This is a genomic window from Halochromatium roseum (assembly GCF_016653315.1).
Classification (GTDB): domain Bacteria; phylum Pseudomonadota; class Gammaproteobacteria; order Chromatiales; family Chromatiaceae; genus Lamprobacter; species Lamprobacter roseus.
In genome coordinates, this window is record NZ_NHSH01000044.1 from 119,320 (window position 1) to 136,927 (window position 17,608).

The following is a 17,608-nucleotide window of genomic DNA, read 5'->3' on the forward strand; positions in this document are numbered from 1 at the left end:
CTGCGCGAGGCGCATGAGCAGCACCTCAGCTCTCGCCAAGCGCTAACTCGATCCGACGCAGTGGTGACCAACCGCTGACTGACTTGCCTGCTGAGGCTTGCGCTGGTGCGGTGTCGAGCTGAGCCTGATGCGCGTCTCGAAGTTGTGCCAGCAGCTGCCGCCAAAGCTCCGCATAACAACGCCCATCGATCGGATGCCGCTCATCAGGCGCGACATCGGCCAGCGGCCCGAGGACGAAGGCATAGTGCAGGATCTCTTCACGCGGCAGGCGATAGCCGTCGATCTCACCGACAAGATCGCCGTAGGTCAGCAGGTCAAGGTCGAGGGTGCGTGGCGCGAAGCGCTCGCCTGCTTGCTCGCCTGCTTGCTCGCATGTTCGCACGCCTGTGCGCTTATCTGTTCGCTCAGCTGCTCGCTCGCCTTCAGGCTCCCTACTCCGCTCACGGCCGTGCTCGGCTTCGATGCGACGCAGTAGGGCTCGGATCTCGCCCACCCTCAGCGCTGTCTCGATTCCAGCGACGAGGTTCAGAAAGGGACTGCCGTCAAACCCGACCGCCTCGGTCTCATAGACCGGCGACAGGATCAGCGGGCCGAAGGCTTGACGCAGCCCCTGAACCCCACCGCGGATAGAAGCCTCCCGCTCCAGGTTGCTACCCAGGCTGATCCAGCAGCGGCGGATTACCGGGAATCTCACGCGATTCATGCTCCGGCCTGGCGACACACCATGGACATGCGCCGCGCCCTATTGCGCACTCATGCTCGGAGCCGATTCGCGCTCATCATCGGCGATACCAGCGCCATCGTTGGCAGCATCGGACCGAGCGCCCATCGCCTCCGACGCGCCTTCTCGCTCGATGATCACGCCCACCCCTTCAGCATCTGTCACCGCGCCAACCTTGTTCAAGCTCAGGCGTACCCAGGGCACCGAGAACTCGTTCAGGATGATCGCCGCACAGCGCTCAGCCAGCGTCTCAACCAGCTCGAAGCGAGACTCGCCGACAAACTGCTTGAGCCGCTTCGAGACGGCCTTGTAATCCAGCGCATCATCGATCTTGTCGCTGATGGCGCCGCGTCGCACATCCGTGCCCATCTCGATGTCGAGCACGACCGGCTGCCGAATCGCCTTCTCCCAGTCATAGATGCCGATGACGGTCTCGATCCGCAGCCCCTTGATGAAAACGATATCCATGCCTTTGGTGCCCCCTATTGTTGTCCGCTTGTTGTCCGCGCTCCGCTGCGCCATCGAATCATGGCAGGCATTCTGGCGCCCTGATCAGTATTTGCAAGCCACCGATCGCGTATGCACTCGCGTTCGGCCCGCGCAAGGCTTGACCGCAGCCATCCCGAACCCGTCAAATGCCGCTCCATGGACGCACTACTCCTCTCCAACACGCTACTGGTCATCGGCGCCTACCTGCTCGGCTCGATCTCGAGCGCGATCATCGTCTGCCGCCTCATGGGCCTGCCCGACCCGCGCACCCAGGGCTCGGGCAATCCCGGCGCAACCAATGTGTTGCGCATCGGCGGCCCGAAAGCGCGCAAGGCCGCTGCCATTACCCTGTTCGGCGATAGCCTCAAGGGCTTTCTGCCGATGTTCGCCACCCATCTGTTCGGCGCCATCGGCCTGGTCGCTTCCAGTGCCTGGCTCCTCGCGGCGGTCGCGCTCGCCGCCTTCTTCGGCCACCTCTACCCGGTCTTCTTTGGCTTCAAGGGTGGTAAGGGCGTGGCCACCGCGCTAGGCGTTCAGTTCGGATTGTTCCTGCCGATCGGCGCCGCCGTTGCCGCCATCTGGCTCTTCGTCGCCAAGGTGCTCAAGGTCTCGTCGGCCTCGGCGCTAGTGTCAATGGCAGCGGCGCCGCTGCTGGTCTGGCTACTCTGGCCGCTGCACTCCGAGAGCGGCACCGCTGTCCTGGTCGGCATGCAGACCTTGATGACGCTGGTCCTGTTCTGGCGCCACCGCAGCAACATCCGCAACCTGATCTCCGGCACCGAAGGTCGCATCGGTGCCGATGAGCCCGGCAGCGAGACCGACAGCGCGGGCAAGACCTAGACGCGTCATCAGCGAATCCCTGACTTGCTAACCACTGTCCGGTCACAATCGGGAAGCGGGAAGCAGAGGATAGGCCTTTAGCGCCTTCAAACAATCGCTTAAGACAGCGCGGGCAATTCATCAAGCGCCCAGCGCGGCCGCGCGCCAAAGGCCAAGGACTCCTGTTGGCCAGCCACCAAACGCTCATGGCCGGCGAACGCAATCATCGCGCCGTTATCGGTACAGAGCGCCGCGCGCGGATAGAAAACCGCAACCCCGCGTGCGCCCATCTGCTCGTCCATGCGCGCGCGCAGTCGGCGGTTAGCGCTGACACCACCTGACATAATCAACCGCTGAGCGCCTGCCGCCTCCACCGCCCGTCGACATTTGATCAGCAAGGTCTCGACCACCGCCTCCTCGAAGGCACGGGCGATGTCGGCTCGTGCCTGCTCGGTATCGGCGCGCTCAGCCTGTTCCTTCTGCCAGGCATTCAGCGCAAAGGTCTTGAGCCCGCTGAAACTAAAATCGAGCCCCGGGCGATCGGTCATCGGCCGCGGAAACCGATACCGAGTCGGATCGCCCTGCTCGGCCAGCCGCGCCAGCGCTGGACCGCCGGGATAAGGCAGCCCGAGGATCTTCGCTGTCTTGTCGAAGGCCTCACCGGCCGCATCGTCGACCGACTCACCGAGGATGCGGTAACGGCCGATGGCCTGGACATCGACCAACTGCGTGTGGCCGCCGGAGACCAAGAGCGCAACAAAGGGGAAAGCCGGTGCTGGGTCTTCCAGCAGCGGCGCCAGCAGATGGCCCTCCATGTGATGAACGGCAACCGCCGGCACGCCCCAGGCCCAAGCGAGACTGCGCCCGAGCGCCGCGCCCACCAGCAGGGCGCCGACCAGCCCTGGCCCGGCCGTGTAGGCGATGCCTTGCACATCAGCCGCGGTCATCGCCGCCTCATCCAGCACCTGCTCGATCAGCGGCAGCAGCTTGCGGATATGATCCCGCGAGGCCAGCTCCGGCACCACCCCGCCATAGTCGGCATGCAGCTCGATCTGGCTGTAGACCGCATGCGCGAGCAGCCCGGCGCCACCAGGGCCGCCTTCGTAGAGCGCGACGCCGGTCTCGTCGCAGGAGGTCTCGATCCCGAGCACACGCATCGGCTTTAGCTCCTAAACGCTGTCTGTTCTGGGCACTGAGGCTACAAACGGGGCGGCAAACGGGGCCGCAAACGGGGCCGCAAACGGGGCCGTAAGCAGACGCGCTGGCTGGCGTTCGCGGGTGCGACTCCAACTTGCCTCAGTGCGATTTACATCATTTGTCTCATTCACAGGTTGCATCAACCTGCACTCAACGGCTATCCTGGTTGATTAGCAGTTTAACCGATCATCGCGTCCCATCGCTCCTGTCCGCCCGGGCAGCGACCGAAGCAGGCAATCGGACGCAATCAGACTGATCCCATCCACTGGACATAGCAACGGGAGTCTACATGCCCAGCGTCCGCGTTAAAGATAACGAACCCTTCGAGGTGGCCCTGCGTCGCTTCAAACGCTCGTGCGAAAAGGCCGGCGTCCTCGCCGAAGTCCGTCGTCGCGAGTTCTACGAAAAGCCGACCAGCGAGCGCAAGCGCAAGAAGGCGGCAGCCGTGAAGCGCCACCACAAGAAGTTGTCGCGCGAGGCGCGGCGCTGGGAACGGACCTACTAAGGGCGATCGCCCGATGTTGAAAGCGCGTTTACAAGCCGATATGAAGGCGGCGATGAAGGCCGGCGACAAGCCACGACTTGGCGTCATCCGGCTGATCAACGCCGCCATCAAGCAGCGTGAGGTCGACGAGCGCATCGAGCTTGACGACACCCAGGTACTCGTCGTGCTCGACAAGATGCTCAAGCAGCGTCGAGACTCGGTCGCCCAGTATCAGGATGCCGGGCGCGAGGATCTGGCGGCGCAAGAGCGCTTCGAGATCCAGGTCTGTCAGGAGTACATGCCTGCCGCGCTGAGTGAGGACGAGATCGCCACGCTCATCGCGACCGCCATCGCCGACACTGGCGCTGCCGGTATGAAAGACATGGGCAAGGTGATGGCAGCGCTCAAGCCGAAGCTGCAGGGTCGCGCCGACATGGCCGCCGTCAGCGCCACGATCAAGGCAAAACTCGCGGGCTGAGGCGTCGCAAAGGCGATCGCCGCGCCTGCCCCAGGCGTGGAGACGATGGCCGGTCAGTTTTCCCCAGACTTCAAGGAACGCCTTCTCGATCGCGTCGATATCGCCGACATCGTCGGCGCCCGCGTGCAGCTCAAGAAGGCGGGCAGCCTCCTCAAAGGCCTCTGCCCTTTTCACAACGAAAAAACCCCCTCTTTCACCGTCACGCCAAGTCGGCAGACCTACCACTGCTTTGGCTGCGGCGCGCACGGCAACGCCATCGACTTCCTGATCGAGTACGACCGCCTCGAATTCCGCGAGGCGCTCGAAGAACTCGCTCAGCATGTTGGCCTCGAGATGCCCACAGCGGCCGACAGCGCAGCCACCGGCCCTGACCCTAGACCCCTCTACCAGATCCTCGAGCAGGCCGCCGCGCTGTTCAGACGACAGCTCCGCGAGCATCCGCAAGCGCACCGTGCCAGCGACTATCTGCGCGGGCGCGGACTCAGCAGCGAGATCGCCACCCGCTTCGGACTCGGCTTCGCCCCGCCAGGCTGGGATTTTCTGCTCAGACAACTGGGTCAGCGCCCCGAGTCTCAGACGCTGCTCGAGCGCGCCGGACTCATCATCGAGCGCGACAACCGTCGCTACGATCGCTTTCGCGACCGCGTCATGTTCCCGATCCGCGATCGCCGCGGCCGCGTCATCGGCTTCGGTGGCCGCGTGCTCGACGACGGCGAGCCAAAATATCTGAACTCGCCCGAAAGCCTGGTCTTTCATAAGGGCCGGGAACTCTATGGCCTGTTCGAGGCACAGCAGGCGAGCCGCCAACAGCCGCGCCTGCTCGTGGTCGAGGGCTACATGGATGTTATCGCCCTAGCCCAGTTCGGCGTCTCCTATGCAGTCGCGACGCTCGGCACCGCCACCACCCCCGAGCATCTGACCCGGCTCTTGCGCAGCGCCCCTGAACTGGTGTTCTGCTTCGACGGCGACCGCGCCGGACGCGCCGCCGCCTGGAAGGCGCTCGAGCATGCACTGCCACTGGCCACCGGCCAAACCCCGATCCGCTTTCTCTTCCTGCCCGAGGGCGAAGACCCCGATAGCCTGATCCGACAGGAGGGCACGGCAGCCTTCGAGCAGCGGCTGCAACAGTCGACGCTGTTGTCCGATTTCCTGTTCCAGCACCTACAGGCCGAACGCGACCTGACCAGCGACGAAGGCCGCGCCAGCCTTGATGCCGCCGCCCGCCCCCTGCTCAGCAAGGTGCCGGCAGGCACCTTCCGCAACCTGCTCGATCGGCGTCTGGCCAAGCTCACCGGCGTTCCCAGCGTGGCGCGCCGACGCCTCGGCCCGCGCCGCGCCGTCGCGCAAGCGCCAACTCAACTGAACCCGATGCGGATGGCCATTGCGCTGCTGCTCGATGATCCAACGCTCGCCCCGCTTGCGCTGGCCGAGCCAAACGCATGGCGCGAGATCGACAGCCCCGGCGTGCGGCTGCTCGCCGAACTGCTCGAGCTGATCAGCGAACGCCCGGACATCAGTCCCGCCATCCTCTGCGAGCATTGGCGCGATCGCGAGCAGGCTGCAATCGTGTCAAGACTCTCGAATTCTGCCCTGCTTGCCCATATTCCCCAAGAAGGGAGGCAGGAAGAGCTCGTCGGTGCGATCAGACGCTTGAATCGCGATGGACTGTCTCTGTTGCGCCAGCGCCTATTGTCCAAAGCAAGTACCGAGGGCCTCACGATGGAGGAGCGCGAGCAGCTGCAACGCACCATCAAGCTCCACGTCTAGACCGGCTTGCAGCTCCAAGACTGGAAAAACCAACGCTCCTCTGATATACTGGTGTGTTGCTTGAACGCGGCTTCTATCCCTTCCCCGCCTCCAAGCCCCGCACTCCATCTCGACTTCGCCGTACGGGTATCTGCATGGACCAAGAAAAGCAGCAGTCGTCCCAGCTCAAGCAGCTGATCGCAAAAGGCAAAGAACAGGGGTTCTTGACCTACACCGAGGTCAATGACCACCTGCCGCCCGGCATCGTCGAGGCGGAACAGATCGAAGACATCGTCCGCATGATCAACGACATGGGCATCACTGTCCATGAAACGGCCCCAGCGGAGATCGATGACCTGAGCAACGATTCGGCCATCGCCGATGACGAAGCGGCCGAGGCCGCTGCCGCTGCACTGGCCTCGGTCGATAGCGAATTCGGACGTACCACCGACCCCGTGCGCATGTACATGCGCGAGATGGGCACCGTTGAACTCCTGACGCGCGAAGGCGAGCTGCGCATCGCCAAGCGGATCGAGGAAGGGCTCAACCAGGTTCTAGCGGCCCTCTCGGTCTACCCTCGAACCATTCAAGAACTGCTCGATCTCTTCGAGAAGGCCGAACAGGGCGAGATGCGCCTCACCGAGGTCATCAGCGGCTTCCGCGAGGATGACGACCTGGTCCCTGAGCCGACCATCAAGAACAGCAGCACGTCCGATGACGACGACGATGATGACGATGAAGAAGAGGTCGTCGATACCGGACCTGACCCGGAAGAGGTCGCGCGTCGCGTCGGCGAGCTACGCAGCCATTATCAGGTGTTCGCCGAACTGCTCGAACAGCATGGTCGCGACCATCCCGAGACGCAGACCGCGCTTGCTCAGGTCTCTGAGGATTTCCTGCAGTTCAAGCTGGTCGCCGGCATCTTCAACCGATTGGTCGAGATGCTGCGCGAGACCATCGAGCGCATCCGCTCGCAAGAACGTCAGATCATGGGCCTCTGCGTCGACGGCGCCGGCATGCCACGCAAGGCCTTTATCGACTCATTCCCGGAAAACGAGACCAACCTCGACTGGATCGACGACCAGATGGCGAACAGCGCCAACTGGGCCAAGCGCCTCGCCGACGTCGAAGGTGAGGTGCGTCGCGCGCAGCGCCGGCTGCAGGAACTCGAACGGACTAACCTGCTCACCATCGGCGAGATCAAGGAGACCAATCGCAAGATGTCGATCGGCGAGGCCAAGGCCCGCCGCGCCAAGAAAGAGATGGTCGAGGCCAACCTGCGCCTGGTGATCAGCATCGCGAAGAAATACACCAACCGCGGCCTGCAGTTCCTCGACCTGATCCAAGAAGGCAACATCGGCCTGATGAAGGCAGTCGACAAGTTCGAATACCGCCGCGGCTACAAATTCTCGACCTATGCGACCTGGTGGATTCGCCAGGCCATCACCCGCTCAATCGCCGACCAGGCACGCACCATCCGCATCCCGGTGCACATGATCGAGACCATCAACAAGCTGAACCGCATCAGCCGCCAGATGGTGCAAGAGATGGGCCGCGAAGCCACGCCGGAAGAACTGGCCGAGCGCATGGAGATGCCGGAGGACAAGGTGCGCAAGGTGCTCAAGATCGCCAAAGAGCCGATCTCGATGGAGACACCGATTGGCGACGACGAAGACAGCCATCTCGGCGATTTCATCGAGGATGCCGCGGTCATCTCGCCGGTCGACTCGGCTACCTCCGAGGGGCTACGCGAGGCCACCCAGAACATGCTCGCCAGCCTCACCTCACGCGAGGCCAAGGTGCTACGCATGCGCTTCGGCATCGACATGAACACCGACCACACCCTCGAAGAGGTCGGCAAGCAATTCGACGTCACCCGCGAGCGCATCCGCCAGATCGAGGCCAAGGCCCTACGCAAGCTGCGCCACCCCACCCGCTCCGAAAAGCTCCGCAGCTTCCTCGACGCCGACTGATCTTTATACTGATTGACTTAGCTCGCCAACCGCGCAGGGACGCGCCCTGCGGCAATGCTCAAGCTGCCGCATCAATTCCTGGGCCGTTAGCTCAGCGGTTAGAGCAGGGGACTCATAATCCCTTGGTCGTAGGTTCGAATCCTACACGGCCCACCATTTAATAAAGACTTATCTTCGCATAGCGGCGCGTCAGTCGCCCAGATTAGCCCCTTTCGCGTCCCTTAGTGTCCCCTGTAGTGTCCCCTGTGAAAACGGCACCAGCCCAGCAATGACGGGGCCTGTAGGCGAATCTGCCGTTACAGCTGCCCCTCGTTGCCCCTTGGCATGCCCTGTCCAGATCGCAGTAATTCAGGATCAAGGTAGCCAGCTGCGGGCGGAAACTGCTCTCGATCAGGTGTCACCTACTGTCACCCACGGGCGGCGGCACTCAGTCACCCCCAGCAGCGGCAGCAGCCTGCCCCGATCGCGGCGATTGTGCAGCAGCCATGGCACGGCCTAGCCCGGACAGCTGCAGCAGGGCAATCGCGGCCCTGAGCGGGCTGAATCTACCGGAACACCGCGATCCGGAAATACCCTCGGTCGTTTTCTGCGCCAGAAGGACCCGTGCTGTTCCTAGTGCACAGCCGCCCAGCTTGGCCCCTGCTTGACTTCGGGCACGAAAGGTGGCCCATGGGGTTGCACTGAGCAGGGCTAGGGCATCGAGGGGCACCTGCTGCAGATCAAACAGGGCCACCCGGCCATCGAGGGCGGCCACCTGTAGCAACCTGATCTTGGCTGTCTGCGGATCGAGGGCAGCACCCGGGCGATCTCGATAGGCGGCTGCAGGGTAGGTTTCGATACCGACGCCTAGCACGGCCTCGGTTGCCAGCTGGGCGGCGCGGCGGGCGGCTTCGGTCGGATCAGTGACGTAGCGGATCAGGGCTGGATCAAGCATCGACGTGGGACCTGTGCTCAAGCTTATTATCAAAGTTTTTATATGTCATTCGTAATGATAATAAGCGGCGTGAATAAGTCGCCTAATGGCATAAAACCGATTGCATGACAGCAGGTTGCTGAAAGCATAAAGGCGGTGCTATTGGGCATGGATGCTGTGCATGATCTGTGGATAAAAGGCGGCTGATTTCGATCAACGGGTTATCCACAGGCTAACACGGGTAGTTGTGCACCTGTTTTGCAGGGGCACCCTTGGCCCCATGGCGACACTGCACCCGTTTGGGGGCCATTGGGGGCCAAGGTCTGAGGGTGTTGGGGGCCTTGTCGGTACGCAAGGGGTGGCAGCTCAAGCAGGTGAAATACATGGACCTGGTCGCCAATGCCGTCATGCTGCACAACATCGTCGATCTGACGGATGTCCTCGCGAACATGGTCGAGGAGGGTTTGCCGGTCACCCAAGAGCTGGTTGCGAGAACCGATCCCATCCTCCCAGAGCATCTCCGGCGCTTCGGACAATATGACGTCGATATGGAGGATCTGCCTGCACCGCTGCAGCCAAGATCACTGCCAATCCTAGGATCGACCCCCAGCTGTGGAAGCGACTCTCGCCGGAGAAGAAGCTCTACCTGAAATGCCTCGATGTCGAGTCCCACGGCGACACCCGCAGCGGCGTCTTTCAGGAGTTCGCCCGGGGTTTCGGGGTACGGGATTATCGCTTCATGCTGCACAGTGGCCGCGCCAACCAGACCCGGCTCAGGACCGCGACCGAGTTCAAACGGCGCGATTGGAGCACCGACAGCTTTGGCTCATCCCTGTTGCGCCACGCGCTCTTCGCGGTCTATCAGAGCGCCAATCGCGACGACACCAAGGTCGGCCTCACCTACCTCAAGACCGAGCTTGCCGACTATTCGGCGCAACGGGAGAATCTCGCCGCCATGCTGAGCTTCATCGGCAAGCTGAGCATCGCGCACTGGCAAACCGATGCAGAGGCCGCCCGGCTGCTTGCAGGGGCGGTTGAGAACGATTATGTCTAACAAATCCAAGGGGGAAGTCATGGCTAAAGACGGCAAGACCTGGCCGAAACCGGGCGATCGCCTGACGCATGCCTCGCGCAAGACCGGTGAGACGTACGAAGCGGTGGTGCTGCAGGCCGACGAGCAGGCCGGTACCCTGACAGTGCGCGTGGGCAGCGAGACCTTTTCGTCGCTGTCCGCTGCCGCCGCCAGTCTCACCGGCAAATCGACGAACGGATGGATCTACTGGGGCTTGAAGAAGCAGCAGCCAAAGCGGCAATGACCAGAACTTAGCGCTGCCTAGGGAGGTGAGTCGATGAAATTCGAGTGGGACCCAAGGAAGGAACGTGCCAACCTCCAAAAGCACGGCGTTACCTTTGAGCAGGCGTCCTATGTGTTTTCCGATCCTTTTGCACTGAATCTCTACGATCCGGAGCACTCAGAGGGTGAAGATCGCTGGGTGCTGCTTGGACAGTCGCTCAACGAGGTGATTCTTGTCGTCGTGCATACCTTCGAAGACGAAGACGGCGTGGAGTTTGTCAGGATCATCAGTGCCCGCAAAGCGACGAAACGGGAACAACAGGCGTATCGTCAACGGTGTCCAACATGAAAGATGAATATGACTTTACCGGCGCGGAACAAGGCAAGTTCTACAGGCCACTGGAAGCATTGGAGATCCCGATCTATCTGGACCAGGACAATCGGGACTATTTCATCAGGAGACTCCGCACCAGGCAGAACCCCCGGTCGCTGAACGAGGTTGTGAACGCCCTGGTGAGGAAGGATATCGAGATCTCCCAGCAGCTGGTGGATTAGTCACATCGGGTGCGGTTGTAAGCATCCGCATGATCAACCGCTTCTCCCCCCGCCGCCATCGATTCGAGGAAAGCTTCCTTGCCGAGCGGGCCAAGGCCGGCTTCTTTAGCACGCTCTTGCTGCGCCGCGTCGGCAGCACCATCGAAGCCGGGCGCAAGACTGTCGAGAAGATACTCTCCGAATGGACCGCCCTGGAGGACGATGAGGACGACGATGGATCGCTCGAACAACTGCGCGCCCTCACCGGTGAAGAGCGGACTGTCTTGGAGCGCTTCCTCCGCGCGCTGGAAGCCAACCAAGAGCGCGATCCCAAATACCAGATCGTGCGCGCGCAACTCCTCGATCACGGCTGGCGTGAGCTGGGCTGCATCATCTTCAGCCAATATTTCGACTCGGTCTACTGGCTCGCGGAGCAGCTCACGGCTGAGATTCCCGATGAGCAGATTGGGATCTACGCCGGTTCCCAACGCTCAGGGATCATGCACCAGGGTGTCTTCACCCGCACGCAGCGCGATACCATCAAGGCGCGTGTCCAAGGTCGGGACATTCGCAGGCAGGATCGATGTCGAAGCCGAGCACCCTTTAGCCTTTTTGATGCGCTCCTCGGCCCAGTCTGGGATTGAGCCAAAGCGGCCGGCAAGCAGCTGTTTGAGGCTCCTAATGGAAGTGATGCACGTAGCGCAGATTGAAGCGCCCTCCCTCGGGCCGGTTCTCGGCCTCGGTCTCCCAGTAGGCGTTGAAGAAGAGGTGGTCGTGCTTGGAGAGGTGGTAGACCAAGCCCGGCCCGAGACCGAGCACCTGTTCTTTGCTGTCGCTGATGCGCCTGCCGTCGAGACGCTTGTCGGTAATCTCTTTCAGATAGTAGCCGTTGAGGCCGAGACGCAGTCGTTGCGGGATCACCTCGTAGGCGCTGGCGAAGTTGAGATGAATGGCCTGTCCGGCTTGGCTGTCATCGACGCCGAGCAGGCGGAAGGGGTCCTTGTTCTCGGCATTCCAGAGGTAATGCAGGCGCCAGGAGAGGGTCCATTTGGGCGTCGCGAAGAAGGTCGCGGCCCAGTAGGGATTGAACGAGAAGACGTTACTGCCCGGGTTGATCGCCTTATCAGCATCATAGTCGCCAGTCGGTAACAGCATCTGCAGTTCAACCCGCTGCATGAAGCGCGGCCCATTCGGCCCCATGATCGGGTCCCACTGCAGGAATGGTCCCACGAGCAAGTCGCCAAGGTTGGCACTGCTGGCCTGGATCGGGCCGTTATCCGGATCAAGCTCCAGGCTGGCATAGGGCAACATCAGGTTTAGGCCCCACTTGCCGTTGAAGAGTAGCGGTTGGTCGGATTGATAGATCAGTTGGGTGATGCCGATGTTGGCGTCGACCTCGGCGGTGCGCGGTCCTTGCGGAGTCGGAATCAAGGCATTGTCGCCATCGGCGTCCTTGAGTCGGGCGGTGCGATAGAACTGCACGTATTGCTGTGCATACCAGCCCGGACCCGAGGGCGGCGCGCCATCGAGAAAGCTGGTGAAGCCTAGATTGAGCGACGGCAGATCATAGGCCGCCACGGGCTGGCTCAGCAGCAGGGCGAAGATGAAACCGCCGGCAAGGTGACGTTGACGCATCGTATTGACAGCCTCTTTGTTGTTTATTTGCCGTCGCTATCAAGCCACAGAGCGATCGTGGCGCGCTACAGCGGATTGATGCAGTTTTGCGCTAGCGCAGCATCCGCTGCGAATCATCAGCGCCGACTCGCCTCCAGTCAGTCAATAATCGATGCCGTTCAGGCACTGATCAGGCCCCGGATGATCACGACTCCGGAGGCTCAGGCCCCAGTGATCGGCATTCGATTGCTCACAAACCAAGCTGGAGACGAGACCCCGATGAAGATCGCCATTACCGCTGAAACCGACGCCGGACTGGAGAGCCCTGTCGCGCAGCATTTTGGGCATGCGCCTTACTTTGTGCTGGCCGAGGTCGAGAATGCCGCGGTCACTACGACCGAGGTGATCGCGAACCCCTTTGCCGAGTCGCACGAGCCCGGACAGATCCCGGCATTCATCCATGAGCAGGGCGCTGAGGTGATGATCAGCGGCGGCATGGGTGGTCGCGCCATCGCCTTCTTTGAACAGGCCGGCGTGCAGACCGCCACCGGTGCCGTAGGCAGCGTGCATCAGGCGCTACAGGCCTATCTCAACGAGGGTCTGCAGGGTGCAGCCCCCTGTGCCGAGAGTGTTGCACATGGCCACGGTCACTGACGGCGGCTAATTGTGGCTGACCCGCGGGCGGCGAGCCGGCCACCCGGCTAGATGACTCCTGCGGGCTTCAGGTTAACGCCCAGCAGATCGGCCCTCAAACAAGGGCATGAACATCTCACGCGACAGCTCCTGTTTGAACGCCTCATCCTTGGACACCGAGATCAGCGAGCGGCGGATATCGTTGAAGCGGCGTCGCTCGTCGGCGTCGGCGTCGGGGTCGGCAACAACAGGTTGGATGGCGCGGAGACTTTGGCGAGCGCGCTCGCTGTCACCCCGGGCTGCGGCGAGCATCGCCAAGGTGCCGTGCAGATTGAGAAAGTCTTGAGCATGGATGCGTGGCAACTGCCCCTGGCCCTCGAGAAGCGCCTCTGCGGCATCAAGATCACCATCAAAGATCCGCTGCCGGGCGAGACTGCAACGCCCGAACAGGTAGTCTGGATTCGCCGCAAGGGCCTGCTCGAGCAGCCGCGTTGCTTCTTCATGGTTGCCTTCGCCATCACGGATCGCCGCCAGGTTCCCGAGCGCTGCTGGATGATCAGGGCGAGCCGCCAAGATCGCTAACAGATCAGCCTCCGCCTCCTGATAGCGACCCTGGGTATAGGCAATGATGGACTGCTCCATCCGTTCATCCAGGTGCGGCGGTAACCCGCTGTCGGTGGGTTCACGGTGGATCTCCATACTGAACATCCGGATCCTGATCAGCTTGCTGCCATCCCAGATCTCCACCTCCTCGTCCGCACCGAGCATGCCATGCTCACGCAGACTGCTCAGCAGCTGATAGCGATCCTCGGTGGTACCGGTCGGCAAGCGTACAATGCCGCGCAGCACATCGGCCGCCGCGCGGTCTTGACGCTCAAGCCTTCGCACCAGAATGATCTGGACGACCTGCCGTAATTGCTCGCTCCCGAAGCGATACAGGGCGTCGAGGTAGTCGGCGGAGGCGTCGAACCGGTCGATGACCTGGAGGGCCTGCTTGTGCCCTCCGCGCATCCGTTGCAGCAACATCGCCGGCAACGCGTTCTGCAACTCGATGATCGAGGGCGGCGGTACCGACTCAGCAGCGGCATTGGCGCCAAACAGCGCGCTCTGACTCAGGTTTTCATCAGCGGGCGTCATCTTCGGAAACGCCCGTGCGACCTGTTGCCACAGCGTGCGCGCCTCGGCGCCCTGCCCCAGCTGCACGGCCGCACAGGCGCCCAGGTGGACGATCAAGGCCGCGCCTGGGTCTTGGTCGACCCCCTCCCACCAGGTCGCCGCGATGACCCGCTGGTAGAACTGCCAGGCCTCAGCCGGTCGCTGCATCAGCAACAGCACGATCAGCGCCATGGTGGCATCGTCGGCGCGACGCGGGCTGGTTGCCGCCAGCGGCACGCAGAGTCCGCTGGCGCCATCTTGATCGCCGCGATAGAGCCGCAGCAGGACCAGCCAGCCGAGTGCAAGCAGGTTCTCGGCATCGTCTTGCCAGGCCTCATGGAAGGCTTCGATCGCCTGGTCGATCTGCAGCAGATGGAACAGACAGATGGCGCGATTGTTCTTGGCGCTCAGCAGGTTGAGGCCCTGCAACTGCTGCGCCGCCTCTTCAAACTGCAAACCGCTCATATACAGGTGAGCGATGTCAAAGCGGATCATCTCCTGCTCAGCGGCTTGGCCCCCATCGGGGGTGGTGCAGCAGTCGGCCTTGGTCTCGTCATCGAGCGGGAAACCAGGGGTCTCGCCGCCCAATGCCCGCACCTGCGCGGCCACCTGATCGGCCAGCATCAGGTGTCGGGTGCGCAGCGCATAACCGAGGAGTTCCTGTTGCGCGGTCAGATTGTTCGGCCGACACCGCGCCCATTCATAGGCGGCGACCGCCGCAAACTGCTCGCCCTGACCAAGCTGCCGCGCCTCAACCAGCAGCCGTCGCAAGCCGCTATGATCGGGAAATCGCGTGATCAAGCCCTCGATGCGCGGGATCGCCGACGCGTAGTCTTGCGCACTGAGCAGCCGCTCAACCGCCTTCAGTTGCGCGGGCTCCGGCCGTGGCGACGGCATCGACGTTGACGTCGATGCACGCTTTGCCTTCGATTTGGATTTGGATTTGGATGATTGAATCTTTTTTGCCATGGAGATCAGCGGCAGGACAAGCGACGACGCGTCGCGGTGGAAGGGAAAGCTTGATGGGTATCACTGCTAAAAAAGACGGTGCGCCGCAGTGCGGTCAGGCAGGACGGACGCAAGGCTACCTGAATCGGCTCGGACTGGGTATCGTCGACCAGTCAATGCCCAAGCAAACCGCAACTAGGCCAAGAAGATCCGCTCCAGGCTGCCGCGGGCGAGATTGCCGCGCTGATCCTCGGCCTCGATGTAATAGCGCAGATCACCGGCGCCGACCGGCAGCTCAGCGGTCAGGTAATGCGCGCGCAGCGTCGCGCCGGTCTGCGACGGATAGGGGCCATGATCCTGCATCGGCAGCCGTTGCTCACCGGCCTCGGTCCGCAGCACCAATTCGACCCGCTTCAGCCCGGAACAGTCGGCGACGAAGCTGTGCAGCCGGGCCTCGCGCGGGGCATCGAGCAGGGAGCCCTGGCCCCAGCGCTTGCCGCCTGGATTCTCTGGCGTGACCCAAGGCGGGAAGATAGTCGGGCCGCGCTGATCCTTGCCGGCGGAGACCAGATCGTCGACCGCCTTGCCAATCCGGCTCAGGCCCAGATTGGCGGCATTGGTCACCTGCTGGTCCCAACCCGTCTGCCCGGTCCAATACCAGTAGCAACTGGTCTCGGCGGTCAACAGCAGGCGTATCGCCTCGGCCAGCGCTGGATGCTCGGGCTGGCTGTCTTCCAGCGTGTGCACCTGATCCTGAAACGCGGTGAGCACGGCCCAGGAGTTCAGGTCCGGCGAGTAGGGCTGGTCGTAGCAACTGAACCATTTCATGAACTGCGGGTCGCCGTTGTCGGCGCCAGCCCAAGAGCCCGGCTCGATATGGATGACCTGGGTCGGATCGGGCGGGAAGCGTTGCAGATAGTCCTCGGCGGTGGTCAGCTCGAAGCGCGGGTCACGCTTGAGCCAGTCGATCAGCTGGCTGGTGTTGTGATGGTAGTAGCTATCGGCGCCACCACCGTGGTTGTCGCCATCGGAATGCAGCAGGAAGAACGGCGGATGCTTGGGATCGAAAGCGCCCGTGTCGAGGATCTGCTGGTAGAGCTGACCGAGCACGTCGGGATATTGCAGCGCGCCGAAGCCACCGCGCGCATCCTCGTTGCCGATGTAGCGCTCGGCGGGGATGGCGATCAGTTTGTGCAGCCGGCCATCGGCGTCTTCATAGCCGACATACTCAGGTCGTAGCAGGCTTGGGCTGATCTTCGAGGCCGCCCAGATGTTGTGCAACTGCAGCCAATCGTCGACAGGTGGATTGGTTTGATCGGCCGGGTTCGGCGGTAGCATGCCCTCCTCGATCCCAGCGTAGGGATAGTCCTTGCAAGCGCGAAAGCGATGGATCGAGTCATAGATCACCGCCTCGATACCGGCCTCGACCAGCGCCGGGATCATGCGCACATGAAACGCCGTCTCCGGAGGGAACAGCACGCGCGAGGCCTCGGCGCCAAAGACGCGCTGGATCAGTTCGCGATGCCAGCGGATGTTGCGCACGATGTCGCGGTGCGGGATCAGCGGCATCAGCGGGTGGTAGAAGCCGAACGCCGAGAAGGCCAACCGCGGATTGCCGAGCGCGGTCTTGGCGCTGGCCATCTCGCGCAGCGCCTGGTTCCAGCCGCTGAACCGTCCGCCGCAACGGCCCAGCTCGGCGCAGCGCTCGAGCTGCTCGATCAGGGTACCGCTCCAACTGGTTGACAGGCCGCCGTGGGCGAGACCGCCATCGCGATATTGGCGCACCGCGGCCGGCACGAAATCGGTGTAATTGCCGCCGCGCGAGCCGAAGATCTCATCCTTCTCGCCGTCCCAATAGTCGGGGTTGGTGGTGTCGTAATAGGGCTGGTGCATGTGCTTGTGGATGCCGAAGTAGATCTTGACCTCGGCGCCGTTGGACCGCGCGGGCTGAATCCCGGCGCTTGCCAAGCGTTGCTTGGCGCCTGTCCGAGCCGCGCCTTCCGCCGCGCCACCATGCCCTGCTGAGCCTGCCTGGCCATGTCGAGCGCTACCGGCTTCGGTGCCAGCATGCTCAAGCCGCACCTCAGCGAAGGTCTTGATCCAGTCACCACCGCCGGCCTGTTGGATCTCGGCGCGGCGACAACCCTCGAGCTGCAGATCGAGCCGCTCGGCCGCTGCGCTGCCAGCCGGCACCAGCGCCTGGTAATGCCAGCGGCCACTGGCCTCCTCGGAGCCGACGATCGCCTCGCCATTGATCAGCGTCTCGCGGCCAGACGCGCGCACGATGACCTGCGGGAACGGGATCTCGCCATCGGCAGAGAACGCCACGCGGAAGGCCGGGTAGCGGCCATCGGCGGCAATCTCGAGTCGCGATGGACACTCGATGGTGAGGAAACGGTTGAAGACGGGCATGGTTCGAATCCTTGGGCTCGATGGGATCTGTCGCGTTCAGACTCAGGCTTCAACCCGAGACTGAGAACGGTTTTGGTTGCCAAAGCGACGGTGCAACCCATGCTGCCAAGTACAGGAGGCTTTCGCAACAAACGACAACCGCAGCGGAAGACTTGTGCTCATCCCATGGCGTCACTCGCTTTGCGTCTGCCCGATGCT

The 17,608-nt window shown here is 62.7% G+C and carries 18 protein-coding genes, 1 tRNA gene and 1 pseudogene; 13 read left to right on the top strand and 7 right to left on the bottom strand.

The genetic code is table 11. The features are described 5' to 3' along the window. Nucleotides 1–25 precede the first annotated feature (25 nt). Together CCR96_RS06305 and folB are read right to left on the bottom strand one after the other, a co-directional pair. A complete protein-coding gene (locus tag CCR96_RS06305) occupies nt 26–694 on the bottom strand; it encodes a 2-amino-4-hydroxy-6-hydroxymethyldihydropteridine diphosphokinase (RefSeq protein ID WP_338035829.1) in 669 nt (222 codons plus the stop codon). Between the two features lie 153 nt (nt 695–847). Further along, a pseudogene (folB, locus tag CCR96_RS06310) lies at nt 848–1,189 on the bottom strand (dihydroneopterin aldolase); the annotation flags it as partial. Nucleotides 1,190–1,366: 177 nt separating this feature from the next. On the opposite strand from folB, the gene plsY reads away from it, so the two are divergent. Then, a complete protein-coding gene (gene plsY / locus CCR96_RS06315) occupies nt 1,367–2,050 on the top strand; it encodes a glycerol-3-phosphate 1-O-acyltransferase PlsY (RefSeq protein ID WP_201218941.1) in 684 nt (227 codons plus the stop codon). Nucleotides 2,051–2,148: 98 nt separating this feature from the next. Here the strand turns inward: plsY and tsaD are convergent, their stop codons facing one another. After that, entirely contained in the window at nt 2,149–3,186 is a 1,038-nt protein-coding gene (tsaD, locus tag CCR96_RS06320; protein ID WP_201218943.1) for a tRNA (adenosine(37)-N6)-threonylcarbamoyltransferase complex transferase subunit TsaD, read from the bottom strand. A gap of 329 nt (nt 3,187–3,515) precedes the next feature. Between tsaD and rpsU the strand changes: the two genes are divergently transcribed. The 5 genes from rpsU to CCR96_RS06345 all read left to right on the top strand — a co-directional run bounded on the left by rpsU (nt 3,516) and on the right by CCR96_RS06345 (nt 8,063). Continuing rightward, nucleotides 3,516–3,731 carry a 30S ribosomal protein S21 gene (gene rpsU / locus CCR96_RS06325; protein WP_200249295.1) on the top strand — a complete coding sequence of 72 codons (216 nt, stop codon included), beginning with the start codon at nt 3,516–3,518 and terminating at the stop codon, nt 3,729–3,731. A gap of 13 nt (nt 3,732–3,744) precedes the next feature. Next, a complete protein-coding gene (locus CCR96_RS06330) occupies nt 3,745–4,188 on the top strand; it encodes a GatB/YqeY domain-containing protein (RefSeq protein ID WP_201218945.1) in 444 nt (147 codons plus the stop codon). A gap of 45 nt (nt 4,189–4,233) precedes the next feature. Continuing rightward, nucleotides 4,234–5,955, top strand: coding sequence for a DNA primase (gene dnaG, locus CCR96_RS06335; RefSeq protein WP_201218947.1), 1,722 nt, complete (start codon nt 4,234–4,236; stop codon nt 5,953–5,955). A gap of 134 nt (nt 5,956–6,089) precedes the next feature. After that, nucleotides 6,090–7,907: an RNA polymerase sigma factor RpoD gene (gene rpoD / locus CCR96_RS06340; protein ID WP_201218949.1), complete on the top strand. Its 1,818-nt coding sequence runs from the start codon at nt 6,090–6,092 to the stop codon at nt 7,905–7,907. A gap of 80 nt (nt 7,908–7,987) precedes the next feature. Next, a tRNA-Ile gene (locus tag CCR96_RS06345) sits at nt 7,988–8,063 on the top strand. A 271-nt stretch (nt 8,064–8,334) separates the two neighbouring features. On the opposite strand, the gene CCR96_RS06350 is transcribed toward CCR96_RS06345, so the two are convergent. Then, nucleotides 8,335–8,862, bottom strand: coding sequence for a hypothetical protein (locus CCR96_RS06350; protein ID WP_201218950.1), 528 nt, complete (start codon nt 8,860–8,862; stop codon nt 8,335–8,337). Between the two features lie 299 nt (nt 8,863–9,161). Between CCR96_RS06350 and CCR96_RS06355 the strand changes: the two genes are divergently transcribed. The 6 genes from CCR96_RS06355 (at nt 9,162) to CCR96_RS06380 (ending at nt 11,292) form a co-directional block, all read left to right on the top strand. After that, nucleotides 9,162–9,470, top strand: coding sequence for a Tn3 family transposase (locus CCR96_RS06355; RefSeq protein WP_201218952.1), 309 nt, complete (start codon nt 9,162–9,164; stop codon nt 9,468–9,470). Between the two features lie 89 nt (nt 9,471–9,559). Then, nucleotides 9,560–9,874, top strand: coding sequence for a hypothetical protein (locus CCR96_RS06360; RefSeq protein ID WP_201218954.1), 315 nt, complete (start codon nt 9,560–9,562; stop codon nt 9,872–9,874). Beyond that, nucleotides 9,867–10,136 (top strand): DUF4357 domain-containing protein, encoded by a 270-nt coding sequence (locus CCR96_RS06365; RefSeq protein WP_201218956.1) that lies wholly within the window; start codon nt 9,867–9,869, stop codon nt 10,134–10,136. The genes CCR96_RS06360 and CCR96_RS06365 overlap by 8 nt, the downstream gene beginning before the upstream one ends. 33 nt (nt 10,137–10,169) lie before the next feature. Then, complete coding sequence (locus CCR96_RS06370) at nt 10,170–10,463, top strand: BrnT family toxin (protein ID WP_201218958.1); 294 nt, start codon at nt 10,170–10,172, stop codon at nt 10,461–10,463. Then, complete coding sequence (locus CCR96_RS06375; RefSeq protein ID WP_201218960.1) at nt 10,460–10,669, top strand: hypothetical protein; 210 nt, start codon at nt 10,460–10,462, stop codon at nt 10,667–10,669. The genes CCR96_RS06370 and CCR96_RS06375 overlap by 4 nt, the downstream gene beginning before the upstream one ends. A 29-nt stretch (nt 10,670–10,698) precedes the next feature. Next, the gene (locus CCR96_RS06380; protein ID WP_201218962.1) at nt 10,699–11,292 is read left to right on the top strand and encodes a hypothetical protein; all 594 of its coding nucleotides are present in this window, start codon (nt 10,699–10,701) and stop codon (nt 11,290–11,292) included. A 34-nt stretch (nt 11,293–11,326) separates the two neighbouring features. Here CCR96_RS06380 and CCR96_RS06385 read toward each other — a convergent pair whose 3' ends face one another. Beyond that, nucleotides 11,327–12,283, bottom strand: coding sequence for a SphA family protein (locus tag CCR96_RS06385; RefSeq protein WP_201218964.1), 957 nt, complete (start codon nt 12,281–12,283; stop codon nt 11,327–11,329). A gap of 180 nt (nt 12,284–12,463) precedes the next feature. Here CCR96_RS06385 and CCR96_RS06390 point away from each other — a divergent pair, with 180 nt between their 5' ends. Continuing rightward, on the top strand, nt 12,464–12,916 hold the full coding sequence (locus CCR96_RS06390) for a NifB/NifX family molybdenum-iron cluster-binding protein (RefSeq protein ID WP_338035830.1): 453 nt from the start codon (nt 12,464–12,466) through the stop codon (nt 12,914–12,916). A gap of 72 nt (nt 12,917–12,988) precedes the next feature. Here CCR96_RS06390 and CCR96_RS06395 read toward each other — a convergent pair whose 3' ends face one another. Both CCR96_RS06395 and CCR96_RS06400 read right to left on the bottom strand, forming a co-directional pair. After that, the gene (locus CCR96_RS06395; protein WP_201218965.1) at nt 12,989–14,947 is read right to left on the bottom strand and encodes a tetratricopeptide repeat protein; all 1,959 of its coding nucleotides are present in this window, start codon (nt 14,945–14,947) and stop codon (nt 12,989–12,991) included. Nucleotides 14,948–15,193: 246 nt separating this feature from the next. Continuing rightward, nucleotides 15,194–17,410 carry a polysaccharide deacetylase family protein gene (locus CCR96_RS06400; RefSeq protein ID WP_201218966.1) on the bottom strand — a complete coding sequence of 739 codons (2,217 nt, stop codon included), beginning with the start codon at nt 17,408–17,410 and terminating at the stop codon, nt 15,194–15,196. Between the last annotated feature and the right edge of the window lie 198 nt (nt 17,411–17,608).